The organism is Sphingobium xenophagum, assembly GCF_031457465.1.
Classification (GTDB): Bacteria; Pseudomonadota; Alphaproteobacteria; order Sphingomonadales; family Sphingomonadaceae; genus Sphingobium; species Sphingobium xenophagum_A.
In genome coordinates this window covers 50,178-76,536 of record NZ_JAVDWV010000008.1, presented here as the reverse complement: position 1 = coordinate 76,536, position 26,359 = coordinate 50,178, and the positions used below count along the sequence as shown (strand labels likewise).

24 protein-coding genes and 1 tRNA gene are annotated in these 26,359 nt (G+C 64.1%); 2 read left to right on the top strand and 23 right to left on the bottom strand.

Annotated elements, in window-relative coordinates:
- Positions 1-6 precede the first annotated feature (6 nt).
- The 21 genes from J2W40_RS09795 to J2W40_RS09695 form a co-directional block, all read right to left on the bottom strand.
- The gene (locus J2W40_RS09795) at positions 7-2,814 is read right to left on the bottom strand and encodes a putative bifunctional diguanylate cyclase/phosphodiesterase (protein WP_310224170.1); all 2,808 of its coding nucleotides are present in this window, start codon (positions 2,812-2,814) and stop codon (positions 7-9) included.
- A 152-nt stretch (positions 2,815-2,966) separates the two neighbouring features.
- Positions 2,967-3,042 (bottom strand) — tRNA-Phe (locus J2W40_RS09790).
- A gap of 48 nt (positions 3,043-3,090) precedes the next feature.
- Positions 3,091-3,285, bottom strand: a complete 195-nt coding sequence (locus tag J2W40_RS09785; protein WP_310224168.1) for a DNA gyrase inhibitor YacG — start codon at positions 3,283-3,285, stop codon at positions 3,091-3,093.
- Positions 3,275-4,264 (bottom strand): ribonuclease, encoded by a 990-nt coding sequence (locus J2W40_RS09780; protein ID WP_310224166.1) that lies wholly within the window; start codon positions 4,262-4,264, stop codon positions 3,275-3,277. The genes J2W40_RS09785 and J2W40_RS09780 overlap by 11 nt, the downstream gene beginning before the upstream one ends.
- Positions 4,265-4,272: 8 nt before the next feature.
- A complete protein-coding gene (locus tag J2W40_RS09775) occupies positions 4,273-4,845 on the bottom strand; it encodes a Maf family protein (RefSeq protein ID WP_310224164.1) in 573 nt (190 codons plus the stop codon).
- 10 nt (positions 4,846-4,855) lie between these two features.
- Positions 4,856-5,074: a translation initiation factor IF-1 gene (gene infA / locus J2W40_RS09770; RefSeq protein ID WP_003049127.1), complete on the bottom strand. Its 219-nt coding sequence runs from the start codon at positions 5,072-5,074 to the stop codon at positions 4,856-4,858.
- 57 nt (positions 5,075-5,131) lie between these two features.
- Positions 5,132-6,421 (bottom strand): adenosylmethionine--8-amino-7-oxononanoate transaminase, encoded by a 1,290-nt coding sequence (locus J2W40_RS09765; RefSeq protein WP_310224078.1) that lies wholly within the window; start codon positions 6,419-6,421, stop codon positions 5,132-5,134.
- A gap of 32 nt (positions 6,422-6,453) precedes the next feature.
- On the bottom strand, positions 6,454-7,059 hold the full coding sequence (locus tag J2W40_RS09760) for an OmpA family protein (RefSeq protein ID WP_310224076.1): 606 nt from the start codon (positions 7,057-7,059) through the stop codon (positions 6,454-6,456).
- Complete coding sequence (locus J2W40_RS09755) at positions 7,056-8,867, bottom strand: cation:proton antiporter (protein WP_310224074.1); 1,812 nt, start codon at positions 8,865-8,867, stop codon at positions 7,056-7,058. Before J2W40_RS09755 ends, J2W40_RS09760 begins: the two co-directional genes overlap by 4 nt.
- Positions 8,868-8,988: 121 nt before the next feature.
- Positions 8,989-9,372: a DUF4168 domain-containing protein gene (locus J2W40_RS09750; RefSeq protein ID WP_310224072.1), complete on the bottom strand. Its 384-nt coding sequence runs from the start codon at positions 9,370-9,372 to the stop codon at positions 8,989-8,991.
- 213 nt (positions 9,373-9,585) lie between these two features.
- A complete protein-coding gene (locus J2W40_RS09745; RefSeq protein WP_310224070.1) occupies positions 9,586-11,631 on the bottom strand; it encodes a M13 family metallopeptidase in 2,046 nt (681 codons plus the stop codon).
- Positions 11,632-11,733: 102 nt separating this feature from the next.
- Complete coding sequence (gene bioD, locus J2W40_RS09740; RefSeq protein ID WP_310224068.1) at positions 11,734-12,363, bottom strand: dethiobiotin synthase; 630 nt, start codon at positions 12,361-12,363, stop codon at positions 11,734-11,736.
- Positions 12,360-13,484: an 8-amino-7-oxononanoate synthase gene (locus J2W40_RS09735; RefSeq protein WP_310224066.1), complete on the bottom strand. Its 1,125-nt coding sequence runs from the start codon at positions 13,482-13,484 to the stop codon at positions 12,360-12,362. Before J2W40_RS09735 ends, bioD begins: the two co-directional genes overlap by 4 nt.
- 44 nt (positions 13,485-13,528) lie before the next feature.
- The gene (locus J2W40_RS09730) at positions 13,529-14,980 is read right to left on the bottom strand and encodes a helicase HerA domain-containing protein (RefSeq protein WP_310224063.1); all 1,452 of its coding nucleotides are present in this window, start codon (positions 14,978-14,980) and stop codon (positions 13,529-13,531) included.
- Between the two features lie 436 nt (positions 14,981-15,416).
- Positions 15,417-15,698, bottom strand: a complete 282-nt coding sequence (locus J2W40_RS09725) for a terminase small subunit (RefSeq protein ID WP_310224061.1) — start codon at positions 15,696-15,698, stop codon at positions 15,417-15,419.
- Between the two features lie 157 nt (positions 15,699-15,855).
- Positions 15,856-16,656 carry a hypothetical protein gene (locus tag J2W40_RS09720; protein ID WP_310224059.1) on the bottom strand — a complete coding sequence of 267 codons (801 nt, stop codon included), beginning with the start codon at positions 16,654-16,656 and terminating at the stop codon, positions 15,856-15,858.
- A 183-nt stretch (positions 16,657-16,839) separates the two neighbouring features.
- Positions 16,840-17,139, bottom strand: a complete 300-nt coding sequence (locus J2W40_RS09715) for a type II toxin-antitoxin system RelE/ParE family toxin (protein WP_310224057.1) — start codon at positions 17,137-17,139, stop codon at positions 16,840-16,842.
- A complete protein-coding gene (locus tag J2W40_RS09710; RefSeq protein ID WP_310224055.1) occupies positions 17,136-17,396 on the bottom strand; it encodes a CopG family ribbon-helix-helix protein in 261 nt (86 codons plus the stop codon). The genes J2W40_RS09715 and J2W40_RS09710 overlap by 4 nt, the downstream gene beginning before the upstream one ends.
- Before the next feature lie 311 nt (positions 17,397-17,707).
- On the bottom strand, positions 17,708-18,973 hold the full coding sequence (locus tag J2W40_RS09705; RefSeq protein WP_310224053.1) for a glutamate-5-semialdehyde dehydrogenase: 1,266 nt from the start codon (positions 18,971-18,973) through the stop codon (positions 17,708-17,710).
- Between the two features lie 73 nt (positions 18,974-19,046).
- Positions 19,047-19,682, bottom strand: coding sequence for a class I SAM-dependent methyltransferase (locus J2W40_RS09700; protein ID WP_310224050.1), 636 nt, complete (start codon positions 19,680-19,682; stop codon positions 19,047-19,049).
- 142 nt (positions 19,683-19,824) lie between these two features.
- Positions 19,825-22,116 carry a CDC48 family AAA ATPase gene (locus tag J2W40_RS09695; RefSeq protein ID WP_310224048.1) on the bottom strand — a complete coding sequence of 764 codons (2,292 nt, stop codon included), beginning with the start codon at positions 22,114-22,116 and terminating at the stop codon, positions 19,825-19,827.
- A 335-nt stretch (positions 22,117-22,451) separates the two neighbouring features.
- On the opposite strand from J2W40_RS09695, the gene J2W40_RS09690 reads away from it, so the two are divergent.
- Positions 22,452-23,336 carry a LysR substrate-binding domain-containing protein gene (locus J2W40_RS09690; RefSeq protein ID WP_310224046.1) on the top strand — a complete coding sequence of 295 codons (885 nt, stop codon included), beginning with the start codon at positions 22,452-22,454 and terminating at the stop codon, positions 23,334-23,336.
- Positions 23,337-23,424: 88 nt separating this feature from the next.
- Complete coding sequence (locus J2W40_RS09685) at positions 23,425-24,582, top strand: GGDEF domain-containing protein (protein ID WP_310224044.1); 1,158 nt, start codon at positions 23,425-23,427, stop codon at positions 24,580-24,582.
- Between the two features lie 6 nt (positions 24,583-24,588).
- Here J2W40_RS09685 and metW read toward each other — a convergent pair whose 3' ends face one another.
- Positions 24,589-25,182 (bottom strand): methionine biosynthesis protein MetW, encoded by a 594-nt coding sequence (metW, locus tag J2W40_RS09680; protein ID WP_310224042.1) that lies wholly within the window; start codon positions 25,180-25,182, stop codon positions 24,589-24,591.
- Positions 25,179-26,315, bottom strand: a complete 1,137-nt coding sequence (metX, locus tag J2W40_RS09675) for a homoserine O-acetyltransferase MetX (protein ID WP_310224041.1) — start codon at positions 26,313-26,315, stop codon at positions 25,179-25,181. Before metX ends, metW begins: the two co-directional genes overlap by 4 nt.
- Positions 26,316-26,359: the final 44 nt, after the last annotated feature.

The window sequence follows — 26,359 nt, the reverse complement described above, 5'->3', positions numbered from 1 at the left end:
GCCGGATCAGCGTCCCGATTCCGAGAGGGAGAGCGGCCCGCTATCGTGCATCCCCATGCTGGACCGCAGCATATCCGCCCAATCAGACCCGGCGCACAAACCGATCATCCCAGGCGCATCCCACTGCGCCAGGATAGGGGCGATTTGCGATCGTGCCATGGGGCGCCCGAACAGGAAGCCCTGACCGACATCGCACCCCTTGACCATCAGATGCGCCGCTTGGGCGGCCGTCTCTATGCCTTCGGCGACCGTGGTTATGCCCAGATTTTTCGCAAGGTCGATGACCGCCCCGACAATGGCGGCATCACCTGTTTCCGCGGCATTGAGGCGCGACACGAACGACCGGTCGATCTTGATCGTGTGAACCGGAAATTGCTGCAGGTGCGTCAGCGACGCATAGCCCGTCCCGAAATCATCCAAGGCGATCGTCACGCCCGCCTCGGCCAACGTCTCCAGGCAATTATGGACCCGATCGGACAATTGCCCCACGAACACGGTTTCTGTGACTTCCAGTTCCAGCAGGCTGGCGGGCAGTCCCAGCTTGTGCATCCGCCCCAGGATGCGATCGACGAAATCACCCCGGCGAAAATCGCCCGGTGCGCCGTTGAACGCGATCCGGCCAAAGGCAAGGCCCTGGTCGCGCCAGGCGACCATATCTGCCATGATGCAATCAAGCATCCGATCGGTCAGCCGGACCGCCAGATCGGCGTCCTCGAACGCGGCACGGATTGCGCCGGGCGGCTGAAGCCCCTGCTGCTGGTCGTGAATGCGCAGCAAGGCTTCGAAACCCTCCAGCGCCCCGGTACGCAGGTTCACCTTCGGCTGGTAAAAGGGGATGATATGGTTGTTGGTCAGGGCCGCCCGCGCCTTGGTCAACATCGCCTTTTCCATGTCTACCGCTTCGCGCATGGCAGGCGTGAAGCCCCGTATCTGACCTGGTCCCTCGCTCTTGGCGGCATAGAGGGCCAGGTCCGCGCATTTATGCAGTTCTTCGGCGTCCAACCCGTCCCGAAATGCCAGCGCGCCACCCGCGCTCAGGCTGACATCGATATGGCGTCCATCATGCAGCAGGGAGCCCGTCAGGCTGCCCATGATGGTGTCGACGGTTTCCTGTCGCGCCTGTTCCGGGGTCAGTCCCGGCAGGATGATCGCGAACTCGTCCCCACCCAGACGCGCCAATGTCGCGCCGATCGGCAAACGCTTGCTCAGTTTGGCCGCCACGTCATGCAGCACCGCATCGCCCGCATGATGGCCAAGCGTATCGTTGATGGTCTTGAACCGGTCGACATCCAGCACGATCAGGCCGACGCACTGCCCCTGTCGGCGCGCCTCCTCTAACGCTTGGTCCAGGCGCTCGGCGAACATCGCGCGATTGGGCAACCCGGTCAGGGCATCATGCGACGCCGACCATTTGAGCTTGGCCTCATATTGCAACTGCGCAGTGACATCATGCAGCGACCCCAGCAGACGGATCGGCTTGCCATCCTTGTTGCGCACGACATAGCCCCGCGCGACGAGATTGAGATAGCGGCCATCGGCCGCGCGAAATCTGAATTGTTCGACCCATTGGTTGAAATGCGCGTCGTCCAGGCTGGCAAGGTTATCGACCACGCGCTTCTGATCGTCAGCATGGATATGATCGACCCACCATGACCGGGACGTGCCCGTGCGGGTTTCGGCATAACCCAGAACATCGAAAGCAGCCTCGCTCCAATCGATTCGATCCTGTTCGAGCGAACAGTCCCAGATGATGTCGTTGGTTGCCCGCGACGCCAGCCGATACCGCTCTTCGCTCTCTCTCAGCGCGTTTTCCGCTTTGACCTGATCGTCGATATCCTCAAGCGTCCCATACCACTTCAGGATGGTGCCGTCTTCAGCCCGACGCGGCTGCGCGCGGGCGCGATGCCAGCGATACACGCCACCGCGGTCGCGCAGGCGATAGCGCACATCCACCGCCGAGGCATCGGGCGCGCTCGTCGTTCGGTGCCACAGGTCGAGAACCGGAGGAAGATCGGCGGGATGGACAGCGGCCGTCCACCCACTACCCAGTGCATCCGTCGTGGGCATGCCGGTCACCGCCTCCCATTTGGGACTGAGTTCGAGGATCGCGCCGACGGGATCGCTAATCCACGGCATTTGCGGATTGAGGTCGACCGAATAGCGGTAATGATCTTCGCTCTGCCGAAGCGCGGTGACCAGCGCGCTCATCTCGGACCGCGAGATCAAAAGCTTGCTAAACGCCGATTGGCTGGTGGCAAGCGTCCGCATGATCACCGCCGCAATGATGAGGAAGGTGACGCCGATCCCGATCAGATAGACGTCGGACGATGTCAGCAGGCACAAGGTGACCGGCGCCGCACCGAACATCAGCACAAATCGTCCGGCGACGGGCAAGGATTGTAAACAATAGCAGCAGCTGATCGAGCCAACGAACACATAGAGCGCAACCGATGTGATCCGGTCGGTCGCCACTTCATTGAGTAGGAATAGCCCCCAGGCACCGAACGCGGCACTCAGGACCGCCGACATGACGATGGTGCCGGCAAGATGCCGCCGCATCTTGCTTGGGGAGGGCACGGTCTTTTTGCGCGCCATCCACAGGAGACCCCGGATGAAGATAATGACGGATAGGGTGGCCGGAACGCCGAGGCTCAGCCAGATCGACACATCGCCATAGGTCACCATGCCCAGGCAAAAGACGTTGATGAACATCAAGGCATACATCAGGGGAACCTGCCCCGTCAGCGCCTTATACTGCTCGTGCAACGCCACCTGCGATTTTTCAGCAATCCGTCTGAACCGAGCAAATACCATATATGCGCACCAAGCTCTCCCTCGCCACGCATAGGAGCAACCCGTTAACAAACGCATAGAGCTCGCAGCATCGAACGTTCATGTCAGAAACATGGCCGACGCGCGTGAGCATCCAATTATCTGATCATGTATTTTAACGGGGAGCGTAAAAATGGTGCCCGGAGACGGATTCGAACCGCCGACACAGCGATTTTCAATCGCTTGCTCTACCAACTGAGCTATCCAGGCACAGCCAACCGCGGAAGGTTCCGCTCGATGGAGGGGTGCCTATAGGCGTCAATCCCGTTCGCTGTCTAGCCCATAATCGCCGATTTTTTGCGTGTCATCCTCGGCAAGTGGCCCGGCGACGCGATAGCCTTCGCCCAGCCATTGCAGCAGATCGCGGTCGCGACAGGCGGCGCTGCAAAAGGGGCGCGTTTCCGCGCTGGCGGGCTTTTTGCAGACCGGACAAGCGGCGGCTTTAGGCGACATGGCCACCCGCGATCGCGAGGGTGGCATCGGCCTGCATGCTGATCGCGCCGCCGCGACGCTTGGCAAGCTGTTCGATCCAGTTGGGCCGCTTGTGCAAATAGTCGATGATGGCAGGCGCGGCGACCAGCGTCGCGGGACCGCCCTGGCCATGCCGTTCGGCGCGCCGCAAGAGTGCCAGCGCAACGGTAGCCACCGGATCTTCGCGCAACAGCTCCATCAGGTTGGCGCGTTCGCGGCGGCGGATGATCTGGACGAAACCGAAACCGTTGACCGCCGTGCGCTCGAACGGGAGCGGCAGATATTTGTCGATCTGGGCGGCGGCGATGATCCGTTCGTCCTTGTTGTTCATTGTCGGCAGGTCGATGCCGATCGATCCGCTCAGGCCCATACGCCGCACCGTTTGCGCCGCGAGCTTTGCGCCCTTTGGCCCTAGCTGCGCGGGCGGCAGCGACCCGTCAATGTCGATCAACAGCATCGCGGGCGTCAGATAGAGGCGCAAAGCAGCGGCCTCGGTGCCGACTTCGCCGCTGATCGCTTCCTCCATCAGCTCGCTCCAGCCATGGGCTTCCAGCCGGTCTTCCTCATGCGCGGGGCATGGAACGACAGGGACGCCGGTAGCGCGGATACGCTGGAGCAGGCTGGGGCCAGCCTGCGCTTTCATGCCCGGCTGGGTGCTGCGCCCCTTGGCGCGCTTAGGGCGGCCTTCTTCGGGGATTGCCTCGCGCAGGATTTCGACGAGCAGGTTCGCGCCCTCCGCCAATCGCGGCGGGATCGGTTCGATCAGCACTTCCTCGCCGCTGATCAGGCGGACGATGCCCCGCTTCTTGGGAATGACCGTAGTGATGAGCTTGCCCTGCATCACTGCGCCTGCGCGCGCGGCATCGCCCTCGCGCTCGATCAGCGCCTCGACCAACTGACCCTTTTCGATCAGCGCGGCACGGGCCTCGCCAATGCCTTCTTCATAAAGCCACTCGGCCATGTCGGTTCCTAATCGAGGGGATGGCCCGCTGCCTTGAGCAGCGTGCGGGTTTCGTAGAGTGGCAGGCCCATGATCGCGCTATGACTGCCCTGGATCGCCCGGATCAGCCCGGCGGCCTTGCCCTGGATGGCATAGCCGCCCGCCTTGCCGCGCCATTCGTCGCTGGCGATATAGCGGTCGATCTCCGCTGCCTCCAGCCGCTTGAACGTCACGATATTGGTAGAAAGCCGATGGCGCGCCACGCCCGCGCCGTCGATCAGCGTGATGGCGCTCAGCACGCGATGGCGACGGCCCGACAAGAATGTCAGGCAGGCGCGCGCCTCCGCTTCGCTTTCCGCCTTGGGCAAGATGCGCCGCCCGGCGGCCACCACCGTATCGCCAGACAGGACCAGCGCCCCGTCATGGCGCGCCGCCACCACCACCGCCTTTTCAGCAGCAATGCGCGCGGCATAGAGCGCGGGCAGTTCGGCCTTGTGAGGCGTTTCGTCCAAGTCGGCGGGATCGACCGCGTCAGGGACAACGCCGATTTGCCCCAGCAGCGCGAGCCGCCGGGGGGATGCCGAAGCCAATATGAGTCGCATCAGATACGACTTATTTGAAACGGTACGTGATCCGACCCTTGGTCAGGTCGTAAGGGGTCAGCTCGACAAGCACTTCGTCACCCACCAGCACGCGGATGCGATTCTTGCGCATCTTGCCGGCGGTGTGGCCGAGAATTTCGTGGTCATTTTCAAGCCGGACACGGAACATGGCGTTGGGGAGAAGCTCCACAACCTGTCCGCGCATTTCAAGCAGTTCTTCTTTCGCCATAATATCCCAAATTCGCAAAATCGCGTCGCCATAGCGCTAAACTCCGCAAAATGGAAGTCACGCTTTCACGCCGAACCGATCCCCTGCCGCGATGAGCGCTGCGAAGATGTGATCGAGCTGGGTTTCATCCAGGCAATAGGGCGGCATGAGGTAGATGCTGTTGCCCAAGGGCCGCAGCAATATGCCCCGCTCCAGGAAGAAGGCGCGCAGCCGGGGCGCGAGGTCCGACAGATAGCCCGCATCCGGCGCGATCAGGTCGATCGCGGCGATCGTGCCCAGTTTCCGTGGATTGGCGAAGGCGGAATGCTGCGCCAGGTCTGCCAACCGGGTCGCGATGCCATTGGCCAGCATGGCGATGCGGCCCAGCACATCCTCCTCGCGCCAGATGGCGAGATTGGCCGCCGCCGCCGCGCAGGCGATGGCGTTCGCGGTATAGCTGGACGAATGGTAGAAGAGCCGTGCCCGGTCGGTCGAGCGATGCGCCTCGAAAATCGGCGCGGTCGCCAGCGTCACCGCCAGCGGGATCGCGCCGCCGGTAATGCCCTTCGCCGCGGCCATGATGTCGGGCACGACCCCTGCCTGTTCGCAGGCGAACAACGTGCCGGTGCGGCCCCAGCCGGTCATCACTTCATCGGCGATGAACAGCACGTCGTGGCGGCGGCAGATCGCGGCCATTTCGCGAAGGATCGCAGGCGGGTAGACCAGCATCCCGCCCGCCCCCAGGATCAGCGGCTCGACGACGAAGGCGGCGGGCTTTTCCCGGCATGCGGCGTCAAGCGCGTCGAGACAGGCCTGCTCCTGGCCCGGTGCAGGAAAGGGAATGGTCCCGACATCGAACAGCAACGGCGTCCAGGCGGCATTATAGACGCCCCGCTCGCCGATCGACATCGTGCCGATCGTATCGCCATGATAGCTATGGTCCAGCACCAATATGCGGCTGCGCGCGTCGCCCAGTCCGTCCAGCGCCCGGTTATGCCAATAGCCAAGCGCCATTTTCAGCGCAACTTCGACGGCGGTGGAACCGCTGTCGGAATAGAAGACATGGGCAAGGCTAGGCTGATCGGGCGCGTGCGGGGCGAGGTCGATCAGGCCGCGCGCCACGTCTTCGGCCGGTGCATGGGTGTAGCCCGCGAAGATGAGTTGATCGAGTTGCCCCGCCTGCGCCGCAATGGCGGCGGCGATACGCGGGTGGCAATGGCCATGGGTTGTCACCCACCAGCTCGAAATCGCGTCGATCAACGTACCGCCATCGGCCAGATGCAACAGCGCACCCTCGGCGCGCACGACGTGGGGGATCGGCTCGTTCAGGCCATGCTGGGTGAAGGGGTGCCAGACAGGAGAGGTCATGGCTTGCCTTTAGGCGAGAGCCGCTTGCAAGGCTATGGCTTCTCCGCGTCCGGCGCGCCGACCGGCACGGGGGGCGGGATGACGACTGGCGGCGGCGTGACGCGCACCTCGACCCGGCGATTCTTCGCCCGGCCTTCGGGATCGTCGCTGCCATCCTCCTTGGCATTGGGCGCGATCGGCCGGGTTTCCCCCAGCGCAACCAGCGTGATGCGCTCAGCCGCCACGCCCTTTTCGACCAGATAATCGCGTACCCGCTCGGCGCGGCGGCGGGAGGCGACGCGGTTGTCGCCGTCAGTGCCCCGCGAATCGCTGTGCCCGCGCAACGCAACCCTGCCCCCCGCCTGCATCGCCGGGGTCGTCACGAGCGCGTCGAGCGCCGCCTTCGCCGCATCGTCCAGCTGGAGCGACAGGGCACCGAACCCGATCAGCGCCTCTTCCGGCTCGATTTTGGGTTCTTCCACTGTCGGCACGACTTCGGGACGCAGGATGGAGCGTCGCGGCTCGACCATATTGTCCTCGCCATTATTCGCCAGCCCATTGTCGGCGATCGCGCTATTGGCAGCCTCCTGCCCGCCTGGCGGCTGGCACGCAGCCAGGCTCGCGCACAGGAGCAGCGCGGTTGGGGCCAATTTGGTCATTCTTCCTTTCCTTTCGATCGGATCGGGGCGGGCGGCACATAGGACAGGATGGTGTCGCCGGGCTGGGGCGTGGGGCGCGAAGCATGGGAGAAGAAACGCAGCGCTCCGGTCCGGCGGAGCAGCAACAGCATGTCCCCTTCCGGCGGCAAGGCGGCGCGGGCGGCTTCATAATCGAACTGCTCGCTGATCTTCGTCTTTCGGAAAGTCCAGCCTTGCTCCTCGCGCTCCACGATCTCCTCCACGCCATGGCCCGACGTGAAGAGCGTCCGGCCGCGCAGCGATTCGGGCAAGGTGCGCGGATCTTCGTCATCACTGGCGTCGCCCAGCTGATAGACATTATCGCGCCCGATCTCCGGCGCGAATTCGTTGCAGACGAGCGCATTATAGGCCTCATTGCCGGTCGCGGCGGCCAGCACCTGAAACTGGGTCAGGTCCAGCCGCTCCTCGGTGGCTTCCGACAGGATTTCGCCATGATAGGTGGGAATGCCCTTCTGCCGGGCCGGAGCAAGCCGCTGCCAGCTATTGTCGGCGATCGTCACGGGTATGTCGAGCTGGCGCAACTGATCGGCAAGTCCCAGCGTAAATGGGGTCGCACCGACGATCAGCAGCCCCTGTTCCGACGCACCGGTCACCTTGAGCCACCGGGCTACCGCCTTGATCGAAAAACCATGGAAGACGATCGTCGCGATGACGACGGAGAAGGACAGGGTGACGAGGATCGACCCGTCGCCATAGCCGAGCCGATCGAGCCGCAGCGCGAACAGGCCGGAAATCGCCACCGCGACGATGCCGCGCGGCGCGATCCACGCGATCAGCAACCGTTCATTCCAGGGCACAGGCGAAAAGGCCAGGCTGAACAATACCGTCGCGGGCCGCACCAGGAACAGTAGCGCCAGCAGGAACCCGATAAAGCGCCACTCGAACTGGCGCAGCACTTCCAGATTGAGCGAGGCGGACAGGATGATGAACACGCCGGATATCAGCAGGACGGTGACATTTTCCTTGAACGGCTGAATGTCGCGCAGCGAATCGAAACGCATATTGGCGAGTGCCACACCCATGACGGTGACCGCCAGCAATCCGGTTTCCTGCTGGATCATGTTCGATCCGACAAAGACGCCGATCACCGCGACCAGCAATATCGGTGCCTTGAGATATTCGGGCACATGGCCCCTTGGAAAGGCCCAGCCGATCGCACGGGCGGCAAGCCAGCCGATCAGGCCCGCTATGACCGCCGCGCCCAGCAGCGAAAGAATGACCGACGCCAGCGTGCCGCCCTCCCCCGCCCGGCGCAGATATTCATAGGTCACAACGCCAAACAGCACTCCGACCGGATCGTTGACGATCGCTTCCCATTTCAGGATGGCGCGCGGCCGTGCGGCGACATTCGACTGGCGCAGCAGCGGGAGGACGACGGTCGGACCCGTGACCACCAATATCCCGGCGAACAGGATCGCGACCGGCCAGACCAACCCGGCGACATAATAGCAGGCGATCGCGCCCAACACCCAGCCGATCGGCGCACCGAGCAGGACGAGGCGGATCACCGCGCCATCGGTCTTGCGCAACTCGCGGAAGTTGAGGCTGAGGCCACCTTCGAACAGGATCAGCGCGACCGCGATCGACACCATGGGTTCGAGCAGTTCGCCGAACACATGTTCGGGATTGATGATGTGGAGAACGGGGCCGCCGATGACGCCCGCCGCCAGCATGAGCGCAATGGCAGGCCAGCCCGTGCGCCAAGCGATCCATTGCGCGCCGATCCCCAATATGCCGATCAGCGCGATGGAAAGGGCCAGTTGCTGCATGGCGGGCACGATAGACAGACAGCGCGGCCGCCGTCACCCCCTGATATTTTTAACCGGTCGGGGAACTACCGGGGAAGGCACAAGAAATGGGCCGGTCGAGGACCGGCCCATCACTCTTTTATCAGGGCTGCGGCTGCGCGGGGGCAGCCGGCGCGGCGGCCTGAATGCGCTGCTGAAGCGCAGGGTCGGTGGCGGCCGCCTGGCCGATCTGGTTGAACTTTTCAGGCGGCAGGCCGGACGCCTGCAACGCGGCGAGCATCTTGGGCTGCTTCTCGTCGGCCGGGATCGATGCGTCCGCCTGAATCTTCGTCACTTCGGTGGCTGCGGCAGCGAACTGCTGGATGTCACTATCGCTGAAGCTGCTGGCGTCGGCGGCGGGTGCCGAAGGGGAAGCGGGCGCGGCCGGGGCTGGATCCGTCATCTGGGCGGCGAGCGGGGCAACGGCGAAAAGAGCGGCCGAGGCAATGCCAGCCTTGAGGGCGTGCGAAAGGGTGAGGCTCTTCAAAATGCATCTCCTTGAACATGATTACCCGGATAAGCTGTGAAGAATGGCGGGCAATGAGAAGCCCCGTTCCGGCGAGTCGTGGCATAAGGGGGACGATGGACAGGTTCCCCACGGCTCGTCCTTTTTGGGCAACGGGCCGTCCGCCACGTATATCATTGCGATACAGCAACAAGCGTGCGCCGACTCCGAAATGGAGTCGGCGCACGCTCGTCATCACCAGATTTTGACGCGCTCCTTGGGCTCCAGATAGAGCTTGCCGCCCGGCGCAGGCTTGAACGCCTCATACCAGCTATCGAAATTGCGCACGATGTCAGCGCGATATTGTGATGGCGCGTGCGGATCGGTCACCAGTCGCTGGCGCAGATTAGCCTCGCGATAATTGCGCCGCCATACCTGCGCCCAGCCGAGGAAGAAGCGCTGGTCGCCGGTCATTCCGTCGATCACCGGCGCGGGTTTGCCGTCCAGCGACGCATGATAGGCGTCGAGCGCCACGGCCAGCCCGCCGAGATCGCCGATATTTTCACCGAGCGTGAACGCCCCCTTCACATGCGCGCCGGGGAAAGGCTCATAGGCGTCATATTGGGTGACCAGCTTGTCGGTCAGCGCCTTGAAATTGGCGACATCGGCATCAGTCCACCATTGGTTGAGCTTGCCGGTTTCGTCATATTTCGCACCCTGATCGTCGAAATGATGGCTCAGTTCATGGCCGATCACCGCGCCGATGCCGCCATAATTGACCGCCGGGTCCGCGTTGGGATCAAAGAAGGGTGGTTGCAGGATCGCCGCAGGGAACACGATCTCGACCATGCCGAAATTGGCATAGGCGTTGATCTCCATCGGGGTCATGCCCCATTCCCAGCGATAGATGGGCTTGCCCAGCTTGCCGATATTATAGTCGAAATCAAACTGGCTGGCGCGCATCGCATTGCCCAGCAGGTCGTCGCGCTGGATGGCAAGGCCATCATAGTCGCGCCACTTGTCGGGATAGCCGATCTTGGGGGTGAAGGCGGCCAGCTTCTTGTGCGCGCGCGCCTTGGCCGTGTCGCTCATCCACGGCAGGCCGTCGATGCGGCGGCCCATGGCGGCGATCACATTCTTGACCAGCACATCCATTGCCGCCTTGGTTTCGGGCGGGAAATATTGCGCGACATAAACTTTGCCGACTTCTTCGCCGAGCGAATCCTTGAGGAAATCGACGCCCCGCTTCCACCGTGCCTCGCGCTCTGGCGTGCCCGACAGGGTTGTGCCGTAAAAGGCGAAGTCGGCATTGGCGATGCTGTCGGGCAGCTTGTCGGCATAAGCATGCAGGCTGCGCAGCAATAGCGCGTCCTTCAACACGGCAATCGGCGTCTTGGCGATCAGCGTCGCCTCGCCGGTGATAGCCGAGGGTTGGGCAACCAGCAGGTCGGTCGGCGTCAGGCCATTCGCCTTGAAATAGGCGGCGAAGTCGAAGCCCGGCGCGGCCTTTTGCAGGGCGGCCAGCGTCAGCTTGTTATAGGTTTTGTCCGCGTCGCGGCTGTCGATCTGGGTCCAGTGGACCTTGGCCACCTCCGTCTCGAACGCCATCAGCGCGGCGGCGCGGGCCTTGGCGTCGGTTTCGCCCGCCAGCGTCAGCATCGATTCCAGATGCGCGACATAGGCGGCGCGGATCTTGGCCATTTCCGGCTTTTCATCCAGATAATAGTCGCGATCGGGCAGGCCCAGCCCACCCTGGCTCATCGACAGGATATAGGTTTCGGGGTCTTTATCGTCCTGCCCGACATAGAAGCGGAACGGCCCGCTAATGCCAGCGCGGGCGGCCTTGGCGGCGAGCGTCGCGTAACCGGCCTTGTCCTTCACGCCCTTGATCTCGGCCATCCAGGGCTTGATCGGGGCCAGCCCCTTGGCTTCGACGGCAGCGGTGTCGAGATAGCTGGCATAGGCCGCGCCGATCTTGCTCGCCGGATCATCCTTCGCCGCGTCCAGGATCGCGCGGGTGCGGGTGCGCGACAATTCGTCGAGCGTGTTGAACGCGCCATAATTGGACTTGTCGGCGGGGATCGGCGTGTTTTTCGCCCAGGTGCCATTGGCATGGTCGTAGAAATCATCGCCGGGCTTGACCGACAGGTCCATGCCCGCCGCGTCGAAACCATAGCTGCCATAAGTTGGCTTGGTTGGGGCCGAGGCGGTGGTCGCGGGCGCGGCGGGCTGTTGCGCGTGGGCGATACCAGAGGTCAGCGCCAGTGCGGAGGCGGCAGCGCCCAGAAGGAGGTGTTTCATCAAAGCATCCCTTGCTTGAAGTGGGCGCATCGGACGCGCCCGGCATGACGGGGACTTGAACGCCTGTCCAACAAGCCTGTCCATGTCGTTGGTCGAATATTATCAGCCGTTGAAAGGATCGGAAAGCCGTATATGCGCCGCGAACGCTTGCGCCAGCGTGGCCGGGCTCAGCGGATCGAGCAGCGGCAGGCGGCCGAGGCTGCGCACACCCGCCAGCAGCGGGATGATCCGCTCATTCTCCGCATGCGCCTCCCCGATGAAGGCGATGCCTGCGATCGGCACGCCGCGCGACCGCAGCGCCTCGATACTAAGCAGGCTATGGTTGATCGTACCGAGCGCGGTGCGCGCGCACAGGATGACGGGCTGCCCCCAATGGGCGAACAGGTCGGCCATCGACAGCGTCTCGCTGATCGGCACCAGCACGCCGCCCGCGCCCTCGACCACCAGCGGCCCATCGACCTGCGGCAGCGCCAGCCGGTCCAACGCGATCGTTACCCCGTCGATCCGCGCGGCCAGATGCGGCGAGGCGGGCGTCGCCAGCCGATAGGCTTCGGGCAGGATCTGCGCGGCGGGCAGGCCGGACAGGCGGGCGACCTCTTCCTTGTCGCCATCGGGTTCGACCCCGGCCTGGATCGGCTTCCAATAATGCGCGCCCAACGCGGCAGCGAGGCCAGCGGCAAAGACCGTCTTGCCGATGCCCGTATCGGTGCCGGTGACGACGAGGACGCTCATCTCATAATCCTCTGCAATTCGCGGCCAAGCGCGGCGATGTCGGCGCGCCCGACATTGAGCGTCAGCGATATGCGCAGGCGGCTGGTGCCCGGCGGCACGGTTGGCGGGCGGATGCCGCGCACGTCGAACCCGGCATCCTGCAAGGCCGCCGCCGCTGCCATGGTGCGCGCGTCCGTGCCCAGGATGACCGGCACGATCTGGCTGCGCGGCGTGGGCAGGCCGAGCGGCGCGCAGATCGCTTCGGCCGCATCCTGCCGCAACGTCTTCAATCGGTCACGCAGGTCGCTCGCTTCCTCGATCCGGTCGAGCGCGGCGGATACCGCGACCGCCATCAGCGGCGAGGGCGCGGTGGAGAAGATGAAGGCGCGGGCGCGGTTGATGAGATAGTCGATATGCAGGCGCGGTCCGCAGATCAGCGCGCCTTCCACCCCCATCGCCTTGCCGCAGGTGTGGAGCGTAAGGACATTGTGCAGCCCGTCCAGCCCCGCCGAAAGCCCGCGTCCTCCCGGCCCGAAAACGCCGGTGCCATGGGCTTCGTCGAGCAGCAGCATGCCATGATGTTTGGCCGCCAGCTTGGCGAGATCGGTAAGCGGGGCGAGGTCGCCGTCCATCGAATAGAGTGTTTCGACCGCGATCCAGATGCGCCCCTTGCCCCCTTCGGCGCGGAAGGCAGTGATTAGGTCGGCAAAGCTCTGCACATCATTATGGCGGGCGAAGACGGCGGCGGCCTTGCTCATGCGGATGCCATCATGCGCGCTCGCGTGGATGAGTTCGTCCGCGACGATCAGGTCGCCGCGCTGCGGCAGGGTGCCGAACAGAGCGAGATTGCCGACATAGCCATTGGCGACGAACAGCGATGCCTGGGTCCGGAAGAAATCTGCCGCCTTGGCCTCCAGCCCTTCATGTTCGGGTGCATTGCCGCGCAGCAGCCGCGATCCGCCCGACCCCACCGGCACGCCCCTTGCAATCGCATCCGCCACCGCCCCGGCGATGATCGGATCGGCGGCGAGGCCGAGATAATCGTTCGACGCGAAATCATGGCCCGACCGGGGCATCAGGCGACGCAACCGCCCGCGCGCGTCCAAAGCGGCAAGCTGTCTGGCGAAGGGTTCGGCGGTCATGGGCCGCGCTATAGGCCGCTCCCGAAAGGGGAGCAAGCCGCCGCTCAGCCCTCCGCCACCGCCGTCGACAGGCCAAGTCCCGGCACGCCGATCGAGCGTTTGCCCGAAAAATCTGTGCGGGCGACGATGACGCCCAGTTTTTCCATATAGTCGATCAGGCGGCGGACGCGGCCCGGCGAGCTGGTCCCATAGGCGCGGGCCAGCGCGGCATCGTCGGGGCATTGATGCCCCTGCATCGCGGCGCGCGCGATCAGCAGGAAGGGAGCGAGCATATCTTCGGGCAGCGTGTCGGCGGCGCGCATCGCCGGTTCCCAGCGCGGATCGGCCGCGTCCATCATCCCCGCCTGCGCCATGGCAAAGCGCTTGCGGAAGGCGGGCAGGTCCAGCGGCGGGGTGCGCAGCCCCTTCATCCGGCAGCGCACGCCGAAATCCTGGTACAAAGTCGACACGCTGGGGGCCGCATCGCCCAGATCAGCGACGATTTCCTCCAGCACCGCCATCACCACCGGCTCATTCTGGCCGAAATCCAGTTCAGGCGCGGCGGGCTTGGCCGAGGGCGAATCGGCCAGCGCACGGATGATCTCCTCGGCCGGGCGGGGCGGCGGATCGGCGCGCGGCGGGGCGATGGGGGCCGCATCCTGCGGTTCGGGGGCGAACAGCAATTCCTGAAAATCCTCGCCGCTGGTCACCGGCGGGGCCATCAGCTTGTGCGTGCCGCCGCGCGTGCTGGTGTGGACGGCGCCGATCTTCACCGACACCGGGCGGCGGCAGATGGCCGGACCCAGCGCCAGGAAGCGCCCGCGCTCCAGGTCGCGGATCTGCTCCGCCTGCCGCCGTTCCATGCCCAGCAGATCGGCGGCGCGCGCCATGTCGATGTCGAGGAAGGTGCGGCCCATCAGGAAGTTGGAGGCTTCGGCGGCGACATTCTTGGCGAGCTTCGCCAGCCGCTGCGTCGCGATGACGCCCGCCAGCCCGCGCTTGCGCCCCCGGCACATGAGGTTGGTCATCGCCGCCAGCGACACCCGGCGCGCTTCGTCGGACACGTCGCCAGCCGCAGCGGGGGCGAACATCTGCGCCTCATCCACCACCACCAGAGCGGGATACCAATGGTCGCGGGGCGCATCGAACAGCGCGTTGAGGAAGGAGGCCGCGCATTTCATCTGCGCGTCGATCTCCAGCGCCTCCAGGCTCAGCACCACCGAGGCACGATGTTCGCGAATCCGCGTCGCCATGGTGACGATCTCGCGCTCATTATAGTCGCCAGCATCAATCACCACATGGCCATAGCGATCGGCCAGCGTGACGAAATCCCCCTCCGGGTCGATCACCACCTGCTGCACCATCGGCGCGCTTTCCTCCAGCAGGCGGCGCAGCAGATGCGACTTGCCCGACCCCGAATTGCCCTGAACGAGCAGCCGGGTGGCGAGCAATTCCTCCACGTCGACCAGCACGGGCTTGCCGTGGCTGTCGGTTCCTATGCTGATGCTGGCGGTCACGCCCACCCCATGGCCCATGGGGGCGGGGGAGCGCAAGAGGGGTGCGGCGAGGGCGACAGCGGCGCGTCTGTCGAGGATCGGCCGAAGTTCACACCGTCGTCGGGAAAATGGGGCCAATCGTAAAGGTGAGGGCGCTGTGAAGACCCGGTGAGGTTCGTGTTGGGTCACGGTGAAGTCACGCCTGGGTCACTATGACGCGACAGGGGGATGGCGGGCGTGGGCCTTGTCGTCCGGTAGCGATCATGCAGTTTGCAAACCCGGTCCTGGCGTGTCGAACAACGCCCATCCTCCCCTGGCAGGGGAGGTGGCAGGGCGAAGCCCTGACGGAGGGGTGTTGCCGTCTCGATAGGGTGACACCCCTCCACCATTCGCTTCGCGAACGGTCCCCCTCCCCTTCCAGGGGAGGATTTTGGTGTCTCGTTCGCAAACCACATAATCACCTCAATGGCGCAACCGGCGGCGGCGGGTCCGGCGCGAAGGGATCGGCCATGCTCTGCGCATAATGGGCCAGCGCCCAGTCCCAGCTCTGGTCGAACATCGTCCCCGCCAGCCGCCGACGCAGGCGATGCGCGCTGGTAGGCGACATGCCGACGCTGCGCGCGGCGGCGGCAACCGTGCCGGTTTCGAGCAGGGCAACGAGGAAGCGCCGCTGCTTGGCGGGCGTCCAGTGGGCGCGGCTGGCCATGGCTGGCGGCGGCGGGGTGGGGTGCTGGTCCATCGGAAAGGATAGATCAGAGGATGTGCGAGTAGGAAAGGGGATTTTTTGGAGGGCAGTTGTGCGCCAGAACTTGCCGCTAAGCACGCCAATTGCAATACCCACAAGCAGGCGCAGGCATAATGCATGACTGTTCAATTGCATTAAAATTCGAATTTAACTAAAATATGCAGGGGTAAGATTGCCGTGTCGCGACACAATCTGGGGCTTTCAAAATACGCAATATGGCGCTTGAAGCCGTGACTACAGCTATTCCTGTATGAATCGTATTAGGGGTGGCTGATGAAAATTCTTCCTTCCAGTCGTAATGGCCGTGTATCAGTCCAAGAAGGGGTTGCCGTTTCCGCCCCTGAAAAATATTTTCTCCTACAAACACGGGCGACCCACTCAATCCCCCTACGGAACGAGCTTCAATCAGATAGCCGCTGATAGGACCTCTTCGCGTGAAGATTGGATCGACAGGCTTTGCTGCAACGTTTCCTATTCTGACGATGGGGGTGTGTCGCATTGCACCTGCATGATAGGAGAAAAGACCTACTGTCGCAGTTTCTAATCCCTCCGCTATCGGGAAAGGGACTACCCCATCAGGCGGGCCATCGACAAAATTGTCCGTGAGAATCCCCCTATACGATAACGCATGTTCGTCCGATGGTCGCCAATCAGCAATCGCGACATCGGTACTCTCTATTTCGTCCGTAAACCAACGTTCGGTAAGTATAGGCAGCCATTCGGCAATCCGATCGCCTCCAAGCACACCCTTATTTATAGATACGTAAAGTTGCCGCCCCTGCGCGAACTCAATGTTGTGGCGTGCCGTAACCAGATATCCGCGCCCCTGCGCCCGGTCGTGTTCGAATGGAACAACGACATAAAATGCGGTCGCTTTGGGCGTAATGCCCTTTCCTTCTTCCTCTACACCCAGGAAGCAGGCGGCCTCGATAAATGCTGGATCGAGTTGCATATATTTCGATTATCCCGTCATTAGCTGACGCACCGACGATAGAATGGCTGCGATCTTATAACACTTCTATTAAATTTTTGGTCGCTTCGCTGCTGCCCCAGCAAATGGCCGCTATACCGCTGACCCGTCCGAAAACCTGCCCGACCGAAATCGGCCATTACAACAAAAATCAGGCAATTCCCCTCATTCGGGCCAATCATCGGGGCTCCAGTTGCGCGATGTGTGGATGACATGGAGGATCGTCAGCACCGTGTCGTCGCGGCTTAGCGCGTAGGCGAGGATATAGGGGAGCCGGTGGACGGATTTTTCGTAGGTGCCGCCGACCCGGCCGGGGTGGCCGGTCGCATAGTCGGCCAAGGCGTCGCCCGTCTCGCGTATCCGCTTCGCGACCCGCCGCGCTGCCGCCGGATTGTCTCTGGCGATATGGACGATTTGCCGTTCCAGATCGTCAAGCGCGTCATCCGACCATTGCACATGCCTCATGCAGCATTTTTGGCGGCTGCGGCAATCGCGGCGTCGATCCGGTCCATCGCGGCGTCATGCGGCGTGACCCGGCCCGCCTCCACGTCGGCAAGCCCCCGCTCTATACCCTCGATGATCTGCAATTCGCGAGTCACATAGGCTTCGACCGCTTCGGCGGCGAGGTAGGACTTGGTGCGGCGGGTATTGTGGGCGAGGCGGCCGAGCTTTTCCTTAAGATCGGGCGTGACCCGGATCGTCATCGTCGTGCTGGCAGCCATGTCGCATTCCTTTTCGCTGATCGCATACGTTGTAACACAAGTGGCTGCGCTTGCCAGCAAAGCATCTATATCAGCCTGGTCGAGGCGGGCATGTTTGGCCCGTGGAAGCTAACCTTAGCCGCCGATCGTCCCATCAATCCGGGCGCTCCCGATTGAACAGCCTCCGGTTTTTTCAGCCTGATGAACTTTTGGAAGTCGGCAAGAAAGACCCTCACCGACTGCGACTAGGCAGCAAGGTGCCAAGTCTTCGTAGCCTCTCCCGCGAAGGCGGGAGAGGTGTAGATGCCGCCCTTGCGTCGCCCTCTATGCGGTCACGGCCGAACCTGCCCCGTCCCCCGCACGATCCACTTATACGTCGTCAGCCCCTCCAGCGCGACCGGCCCGCGCGCGTGCAGCCGCCCCGTGGAAATGCCGATTTCCGCGCCCAGCCCGAATTCGCCGCCATCGGCGAACTGGGTGGAGGCGTTCCACATCACGATGGCGCTATCCACCGCATTCAGGAAGCGCTCGGCGGTGGCGGGGTCGTCGGTGATGATGGCGTCGGTATGGTGGCTGGCATGGGCGGCGATATGGGCGATCGCTTCCCCCACGCCATCGACCAGCCGGACCGACACGATCGCGTCGAGATATTCGGTGTCCCAATCCGCCTCGTCGGCGGGCTTCACCCGCGCGTCCATCGCCTGCACCGCTTCGTCGCCGCGCACTTCGCATTGCGCATCGAGCAACGCCCTGACCAGCGCGGGGGCATAGGCATAGGCGCTGTCGATCAGCACCGTTTCGGTCGCGCCGCAAATGCCGGTGCGGCGCATCTTGGCATTGACCACCAATTGCTGCGCCATCGTCGGATCGGCCGCGCCATCGACATAGCTGTGGTTGATGCCGTCGAGATGGGCCAGCACCGGCACGCGCGCTTCGTCCTGCACCCGCGCGACCAGGCTCTTGCCGCCGCGCGGCACAATCAGGTCGACGAACTCCGCCGCCTTGAGCAGCGCGCCGACCGCCGCGCGATCAGTGGTGGGCACGAGTTGCACGACATCGGCGGGCAGGCCAGCGGCCACGATCCCCTCGACGATCGCGGCGTGGATCGCGCGGTTGCTCTCCTTCGCCTCGCTGCCGCCGCGCAGAATCACCGCATTGCCCGCGCGCAGGCAGAGCGCTGCCGCATCGGCGGTCACATTCGGGCGGCTTTCATAGATGATGCCGATCACGCCCAGCGGCACCCGCACCCGGCGCAGATCCAGCCCATTGGGGCGCACGCTCTGGTCGATCACGCTGCCCAGCGGATTGGGCAGGCCCGCGACCTGCTCCACGCCCGCCGCTGTGGCCTCTACCCGGCCCGCGTCCAGCCGCAGCCGGTCGAGCAAAGCGGGCGACAGGCCGTTCGCGACCGCATTGTCCATGTCGCGCGCATTGGCGGCGATGATCGCTGGTGCCTGATCCCGCAACGCCTGCGCCGCGCGGCGCAGCGCGTCGGCCTTTTGCACGTCGCTCGCCTGCGCGATTGTGGCGGCGGCGCGGCGCGCACGCGCGCCCATCGTCGCGATCAGCATTTCAGGGGTCTGGGTCAGGTCGTTCATCGCTACTCTCGCCATTTAGCTCGGCGGCGGCTTAGCATGAACGCAGGCAGTTGCGAAGACGACAGGACCGGCCTCAGGCGGCCTTGGCCAGCCGGTCCGCCTTCACCGCGTAAAACAGGCGGCAAGGCGGAATATTGCGCCATTCCATCTCGCCGCGCACATCGCCGAACAGGGGGTCGATCAGGCGGCGCACAAAGGCCGAATATTGATAGATGAGGAACGCGCCGCCGGGTCGCAGCGCCGCGTTGGTCTCCGCCGCAATGCCCTCGCCCACGCCGTCGGGCAGGGTGGAAAAGGGGATGCCGGACAGGATATAATCGGCCTGAACATGGCCCGCCTCCCGGATGAAGCGCCGCACATCGGCGGCCGATCCATGCACGACCTTCAAACGCGGATCATCAATCTGCGCTTCGAGATAGGCGACGAAATCGACATTGAGGTCGATCGCCAACAGCGTCGCATCGGGGTGCATCCGATCGAGGATCGCTTGCGTGAAAGTACCGACCCCCGGCCCATATTCCACGAACAGGCGGGTATTGTGCCAATCGACGGGGTCGAGCATGCGCTTCACCAGCGTCGCGGACGAAGGAATGATCGACCCGATCATGCCGGGATGCTTGACGAACTGCCGGAAAAACAGCCTCCACTGGCTCAGGAACGCGCTCCTGCGGCCGCGATTTTCAGTCTTTTTCATGGGAATGGAGGCCATCAATATCCGCCTGTTGTCATTACGGTCGGGCGTCGCAAAAATCGGCAAGCCTTGCAAGCCGCATTGCGCGCATCGGGCAGGAACGCGCAGGCGGCGATTGGTTTCCCATCCGCCGCCTGCCACCGCCAGGATCAGACCCCAATCAGGCCCGGTCGCGCCCGCGCAACATGCCTGGCGACACAAAGCCGATCGGGTCGATCTGCATCGCGCTCTGCTTCAACGTCGCCTGGATCTGCTCATATTCCCGCTCCATTTCGGGCGTCACCGATGCGCGGGTTTCCAGCAGGGCGGCCTCGAAATGCGCCATCGTTACCGTCTCGACCGTCATTGACTGGCGCAGCGCGAACAGGCCCGCGCGCCGCGACAGATCTTCCAGATCCGCGCCGGTAAAGCGCTGCGTCCGCGCCGCCAGCGAGGCGAGATCGACATCCTCGGCCAGCGGCATCTTGCCGGTGTGGATCGACAGGATGCGCGCGCGCCCGGCCTCGTCCGGCACGGGGACGTAGATCAGCTCGTCGAACCGGCCGGGCCGCAGCAACGCCGGGTCCACCAGCGTCGGCCGGTTGGTCGCGCCGATCACCACCACCGACTGCAATTCCTCCAGCCCGTCCATCTCGGCAAGGATCGTATTGACCACCCGCTCCGTCACCGCCGGTTCGCCGAGGCCACCGCCGCGTGCGGGGACCAGACTGTCCAGCTCGTCGATAAATATGACAGTCGGGGCCACCTGCCGCGCGCGGGCGAACAGTCGGGCGATCTGCTGCTCGCTCTCGCCATACCATTTGGACAAGAGGTCGCTCGATTTGGTGGCGATGAAATTCGCCTGCGCCTCACGCGCCACCGCCTTGGCCAACAGCGTCTTGCCGGTGCCGGGCGGGCCGTAGAGCAGGAAGCCCTTGGCCGGGCGGATGCCGATCCGGCGGAAGGCGTCGGGATTTTTGAGCGGCAGCTCGACCCCTTCCTTCAACCGCATCTGCGCATCGTCCAGCCCGCCAATGTCGGACCAGCCGATGTTGGGTGCCTGCACCATCACCTCGCGCATGGCGGATGGCTGGACCCGCTTGATCGCCGACATGAAATCCTCGCGCGTGACGCACAATTCTTCCAGCACGTCGGCCGGGATCGTCCCGTCCTCCAGATTGAGGCGCGGCATGAAGCGGCGCACCGTCTCGATCGCCGCCTCGCGGCACAGCGCCGCCAGGTCCGCGCCGACAAAGCCATAGGTGGTGCGCGCCAGTTCGGATAGGTCCACCCGGTCGCCCAGCGGCATACCGCGCGTGTGAATGCCCAATATCTCGCGCCGCCCGCGCTCGTCGGGCACGCCGACCACGATTTCGCGGTCGAAGCGTCCCGGCCGACGCAGCGCCTCGTCGATCGCTTCGGGCCGGTTGGTCGCGGCGATCACCACCAGATTGGTGCGCGGCTCCAACCCGTCCATCAGCGTCAGCAATTGCGCGACCAGCCGCTTTTCGGTCTCGCCGGTCACCTGCCCGCGTTTGGGCGCGATCGAATCAATCTCGTCGATGAACAGGATCGACGGCGCTGCCTTGGCCGCCGCCTCGAATATCTCGCGCAGCTTCTTTTCGGATTCGCCATAGGCAGACCCCATGATCTCCGGTCCGTTGATCAGGAAGAATTCGGCTTCCGATTCATTGGCGACGGCACGGGCGAGCCGGGTCTTGCCCGTTCCCGGCGGGCCATGCAGCAACACACCACGCGGCGGATCGACGCCCAGCCGCTGGAACAGCTCAGGGTAACGCAGCGGCAGTTCGACCATCTCGCGCAACTGGTCGATCGTATCGGCCATGCCGCCGACATCGTCATAGGTGACGTCCGCGCGCCGGGCTTCTTTCGGCTCCTCATATTCGGGGCGCAATTCGACTTCGGTTTCCGCGTCGATCTGCACCACGCCCTTGGGCATGGTCGATACGACCACCAGACGGATTTCCTGCAAGGCATAGGCGGGCGCGGCCAGCATCTGGCGCAACTGTGGCGGCATGTCGCCGGTCGGCACCTGCTGCTGCCCCGCCGTCGCGACGACATCGCCCGCGGTCAACGGCCGCTGGAAGAAGACCCGCTTGAGCGCTTCGGGATGCCCCTGAAGCCGCAAATTATTTTGTGCAGGCGCGAACACGACACGCTGCGCCGGGCGCGGCTCGACCTTCTCGATATGCACGAAATCGCCCGACCCGGCACCGGCATTGGCCCGCTGCAGCCCGTCGAGGCGCAACACGTCCAGCCCCTCATCTTCCTTATAGGGACGCACCACGCGCGCGGGCGTCGATCGCTTGCCGACGATCTCGATCACATCGCCTTCGCTTAGCTGCAATGCCGCCATCACCGTCAAGGGCAGCCGCGCAAGCCCGCGCCCCGCATCTTCGGGCCGCGCATTGGCGACCTGGATGCGGCGTCCAGTCATTTCCTCATCGGCCATCGGGCACCCCGTCCTTCTTGTTCCGTAACGAGATAGGAAACGTCGGCCGCCGCGAAAAGGGGGCCATGCACCGTGCCCAGGGCATAAAAAAAGGGCCGACCACAAGGGCCAGCCCGTAAAGTTTTAGGAGAGGATGCCTGAAAGGCCTGTTCTATATGTAGCGGTAAACGCGATATTGCAAGTGCGAACGTAAAAGTTCCGGTTGCAAAAATTGCATCTTGCCATTCGCCTGATTTTCCTGCTCTGTAGGGCGAGGATGCTTGAGACCGGAAGCAGCCGCCTGACAATAAGTGATGACGCGGCGCAGCGCACCGGCGATGGAATAGTGAAAGACAATGCGGAGATTGCCGCCCCTTACGGCCCTTGAGGCCTTTGTGCAGGTTGCCCGCCTTGGCTCGGTCAAGGCGGCGGCGGAGGAGCTTGCGCTCTCGACGCCCGCGCTCAGCCGCCGCGTTCAGGCGCTGGAACGCTTCATCGGCCGTCCCCTGTTCGATCGCAAGCATCAGGCGCTGGAGATCAATGCCGAGGGGCAGAGGCTGCTCGACGACATCGCCCCTGCCCTCGATTCGCTGGCACAGGCGCTGGAAAATATTCAAAGCGGCGGCAACCAGTTGCGGTTGCGGCTCGCGGTGCTGCCGCTGTTCGCGACCCAGCGCCTGTTCCCGCATCTGGGCGCCCTGCGCGCGCTCCACCCCCAATTGCATATCGACATTGAAACCACGCCTCATGCGGTGGCGCGGCTTGGCGAAGGGCTGGACGCGGCGATCGTGCTGCTGGCCAAGGATATCGACCCGGCGCTTTACGCGCATGAGCTGGACCATGACGAAGTCTATCTGATCGGGCGGCGCGAGCTGCTCGAACCACCCCATGCGCTGACATCGCCGCAGGAACTGGCGCAACATACCGTGCTGATCCACCGCGACATGGCCCAGTCCTTCGACGCCTGGAAGGAAGCAGTCGGCATCCCCGACCTGCAACCGCTGGCGATCGACAATTATGATTCGGGCCAGTTGATGCTGGAGGCCGCGGCACAGGGACTGGGCGTGGCGGTGATGCACGCCAGCCATTTCAACCAGTCGGGCGATACCCGGCTGGTGCGACTCTTCCCCGACACCCATGTCGACAGCCCCTATCGCTATTTCTTCGTCTGCCGCCCCCGCGCGCTCCAGACGCGGGCAGTGCGCATCTTCCGCGACTGGCTGGTCGCCGCCGACATCTGATCGTCCGACATGGGCGGGGAAGGGGAGACGGGCCGATTCTTTCGCGCTATGCTCTTAACCCTGTTCCACCTCTGCCGTTATGAGGGTCATGACCGGGGCATCTTCTTCTTCCGCAAGCTCGCAACATGGGCTGACCGATCGGCTGGCGCGCTGGGCCAAGGGTCTGTCGGGCAAGGCGGAGGAGGAAAGCGCGGAAGTCGAAGCCCGGCCCCGGCCTGGCTCCTCGTCCAGCCGCGAAATCAACCGCCGCCGCCAACTTTATGAAGATATTGGCGATTTTCTCTTCGCCCATGATCTGGACCTGACGCCCATCAATTTCAGCGTCGCGCTCGATTATCTGACCGGCGCGAATATCGGCGTGGAAAAGGCGATCCGCGCGGTGATGATGGAGCGGGGCAAGATCACCAACGGCTGGATCGAGACGATCGCGGCCGAACAGCGCGCCGATGAAGTGACCCCCGATTCGCTGGCGACCATGCTCGACAAGGTCGAGGAAAATCTGACCCAGTTTACGGGCCTGATGCACGAATCGCGCAATTCGGCGAAGGATTATGGCGCGGCGCTGCAGGAACAGGCCAAGGATCTGGTCGAAGGCGGCGACAGCGAGCCGGTGCTGGCGCGCCTCGTCGGCCTTACCCGCTCGATGGTCGAAAAGACCCGCCTCGTCGAAACCCAGCTCCGCGAAAATCAGAAACAGACCAAGGCGCTCAAATCCAGCCTGGAAAATGCCCGTCGCGCCGCCGAACATGACCATCTGACCGGCCTGCCCAACCGCCGCGCCTTCGAAAATGTCCTGCGTGAGGAAGTCGCGCTGGCGCAGGCGCAGGGCGAGCAACTGTCGGTCGCCTTTTGCGACATCGACCATTTCAAGCATGTCAACGACACCCATGGCCATGACACCGGCGACCGGGTGCTGAAATTCGTGGCCGGCCTGCTGGCCAAGGCCTCCAACGACCGCTGCCATGTCGCCCGTCATGGCGGCGAGGAATTCGTCATGCTGTTCCGGGGCAAGGGCGCTGGCGAGGCCTGCGAAGTGGTCGATGGCGTGCGCGAGGATCTCGCCAACCGCAGCCTCGTCAATCGCGCGACCGGCGAGCGGATGGACCGGGTCAGCTTTTCCGCCGGGGTCGCCAATGTGCTGGCCTATGAAGACGCCCGCTCCGCGCTCAAAGCCGCCGACCGCGCGCTCTATCTGGCCAAGGAACATGGCCGCAACCGCGTCTATATCGCCGCCGAAACCGACTGATCGGCGCTATTTGCGCAGCAGGAACACCGCATGTTCCGCGAACAGATTGGCGTTCGCATGGGTGGTTTCCCGGTCGCCCTTCAAAAACCACTGCCCGTCGATGGTCCAGCCGCGCTCCTTCACCAGCGCGCGGAAATCATCGACGGTGACATGGTGGATGTTGAGCGTATCGTACCAGGTGTCGGGCAACAGCCGCGTCACCGGCATCCGCCCGCCCCACAGCAGCGACAGCCGCCCGCGCCAATGCGCGAAATTGGGGAAGGATACGAACGCCTGCCCGCCGATGCGCAGCAATTCCTCCACCACCAGGTCGGGCCGCCGCGTCGTCTGCAGCGTCTGGCTCAAAATCGCATAGTCGAAACTGGCGTCGGGATAATAGCGCAGGTCCGTGTCCGCATCCCCTTGCACCACCGACAGGCCGCGCGCCACCGCCGCTGCGACGTTCGACCCGTCAATCTCCAGCCCACGCGCATCGACCCCGGCATTGTCGCGCAGCGCCGCCATCAGCGCGCCTTCGCCACAGCCCACGTCCAGCACGCGCGCGCCCTGCCGCACTGTCCGCGCGATCAGCGCCAGGTCGGGCCGCAACTGCTCGCTCATGCCCGCCCGCCCTTCAGGAAGCCATCGACCACCCGGTTGAGTTCGGGGCATTCGAGCAGGAAGGCGTCATGGCCGAACGGGCTGGACAGTTCGACGAAGCTCGCCTGCGCGCCGCTCGCGTTCAGCGCATGGACGATGATCCGCGATTCGGTGGTGGGATAAAGCCAGTCGGTATCGAAACTGACCAGGCAGAAGCGCGCCTTGCTCGCGGTAAAGGCATGGGCCAGCGACCCGCCATGGTCCTCGGCAATGTCATAATAGTCCATCGCGCGGGTGATGTAGAGATAGCTGTTCGCGTCGAACCGATCGACGAAGCTCAATCCCTGATGCCGCAAATAGCTTTCCACCTGGAAATCCGCGTCGAAGCCGAACGTCTTGGCGTCGCGCCCCTGCAAGCGCCGCCCGAATTTCTCGGTCAGCCCCGCTTCGGACAGATAGGTGATGTGCGCCGCCATCCGCGCGACGGCCAACCCAGCGCTCGGCACCTGGCCATCGGCATAATAGTCGCCGCCGCGCCACTGCGGATCGGCCATGATCGCCTGGCGCCCGACTTCGTGAAAGGCGATATTCTGCGCGCTGTGCCGCGCGGTCGACGCAATGACGACGCAGCTTTCGACCCGGTCGGGAAACAAGGTCGGCCAGGTCAGCGCCTGCATCCCCCCCATCGACCCGCCGATCACGGCAGACAGCCGCGCGACGCCCAGATGGTCGAGCAGCAACGCCTGCGCCCGCACCATGTCGGCGATGGTCAGCACTGGAAAGCGCATCGCATATGGGTCGCCCGTCGCCGGGTCGACGCTTGCCGGGCCGCTCGACCCCATGCAGCTGCCGATGACATTGGCGCAGATGATGAAATGGCGCGCCGGGTCGACCGGCTTGCCCTCGCCCACCATCCGCCACCACCAGCCGGGCTTGCCCGTGCCCGGATGCTCCGACGCGACATATTGGTCGCCGGTCAGCGCGTGGCAGATCAGGATGGCGTTGGAGCCGTCGGCATCCAGCTGCCCATAGGTTTCATAGGCGATATCGACCGGCCCCAGCGTCGCCCCGCTCGACAGGTTGAGCGGCCCGGCAAGGCGGACTTGGCGGCGCAGGCCGAAACGGCTGTCTTCAGTCGCGATGATGCTGGCCATGGTGCCAGCCCCGCTAGGACCGCCGCCTGTTCCTGTCAATTGCC

Bases quoted from the DNA above. Each gene is read 5' to 3' on its own strand.
- J2W40_RS09795 (WP_310224170.1), bottom strand. From the start codon at position 2,814: ATGGTATTTGCTCGGTTCAGACGGATTGCTGAAAAATCGCAGGTGGCG.
- J2W40_RS09785 (WP_310224168.1), bottom strand. From the start codon at position 3,285: ATGTCGCCTAAAGCCGCCGCTTGTCCGGTCTGCAAAAAGCCCGCCAGC.
- J2W40_RS09780 (WP_310224166.1), bottom strand. From the start codon at position 4,264: ATGGCCGAGTGGCTTTATGAAGAAGGCATTGGCGAGGCCCGTGCCGCG.
- J2W40_RS09775 (WP_310224164.1), bottom strand. From the start codon at position 4,845: ATGCGACTCATATTGGCTTCGGCATCCCCCCGGCGGCTCGCGCTGCTG.
- infA (WP_003049127.1), bottom strand. From the start codon at position 5,074: ATGGCGAAAGAAGAACTGCTTGAAATGCGCGGACAGGTTGTGGAGCTT.
- J2W40_RS09765 (WP_310224078.1), bottom strand. From the start codon at position 6,421: ATGACCTCTCCTGTCTGGCACCCCTTCACCCAGCATGGCCTGAACGAG.
- J2W40_RS09760 (WP_310224076.1), bottom strand. From the start codon at position 7,059: ATGACCAAATTGGCCCCAACCGCGCTGCTCCTGTGCGCGAGCCTGGCT.
- J2W40_RS09755 (WP_310224074.1), bottom strand. From the start codon at position 8,867: ATGCAGCAACTGGCCCTTTCCATCGCGCTGATCGGCATATTGGGGATC.
- J2W40_RS09745 (WP_310224070.1), bottom strand. From the start codon at position 11,631: ATGAAACACCTCCTTCTGGGCGCTGCCGCCTCCGCACTGGCGCTGACC.
- bioD (WP_310224068.1), bottom strand. From the start codon at position 12,363: ATGAGCGTCCTCGTCGTCACCGGCACCGATACGGGCATCGGCAAGACG.
- J2W40_RS09735 (WP_310224066.1), bottom strand. From the start codon at position 13,484: ATGACCGCCGAACCCTTCGCCAGACAGCTTGCCGCTTTGGACGCGCGC.
- J2W40_RS09725 (WP_310224061.1), bottom strand. From the start codon at position 15,698: ATGGACCAGCACCCCACCCCGCCGCCGCCAGCCATGGCCAGCCGCGCC.
- J2W40_RS09720 (WP_310224059.1), bottom strand. From the start codon at position 16,656: ATGCAACTCGATCCAGCATTTATCGAGGCCGCCTGCTTCCTGGGTGTA.
- J2W40_RS09715 (WP_310224057.1), bottom strand. From the start codon at position 17,139: ATGAGGCATGTGCAATGGTCGGATGACGCGCTTGACGATCTGGAACGG.
- J2W40_RS09710 (WP_310224055.1), bottom strand. From the start codon at position 17,396: ATGGCTGCCAGCACGACGATGACGATCCGGGTCACGCCCGATCTTAAG.
- J2W40_RS09705 (WP_310224053.1), bottom strand. From the start codon at position 18,973: ATGAACGACCTGACCCAGACCCCTGAAATGCTGATCGCGACGATGGGC.
- J2W40_RS09700 (WP_310224050.1), bottom strand. From the start codon at position 19,682: ATGGCCTCCATTCCCATGAAAAAGACTGAAAATCGCGGCCGCAGGAGC.
- J2W40_RS09695 (WP_310224048.1), bottom strand. From the start codon at position 22,116: ATGGCCGATGAGGAAATGACTGGACGCCGCATCCAGGTCGCCAATGCG.
- J2W40_RS09690 (WP_310224046.1), top strand. From the start codon at position 22,452: ATGCGGAGATTGCCGCCCCTTACGGCCCTTGAGGCCTTTGTGCAGGTT.
- J2W40_RS09685 (WP_310224044.1), top strand. From the start codon at position 23,425: ATGACCGGGGCATCTTCTTCTTCCGCAAGCTCGCAACATGGGCTGACC.
- metW (WP_310224042.1), bottom strand. From the start codon at position 25,182: ATGAGCGAGCAGTTGCGGCCCGACCTGGCGCTGATCGCGCGGACAGTG.
- metX (WP_310224041.1), bottom strand. From the start codon at position 26,315: ATGGCCAGCATCATCGCGACTGAAGACAGCCGTTTCGGCCTGCGCCGC.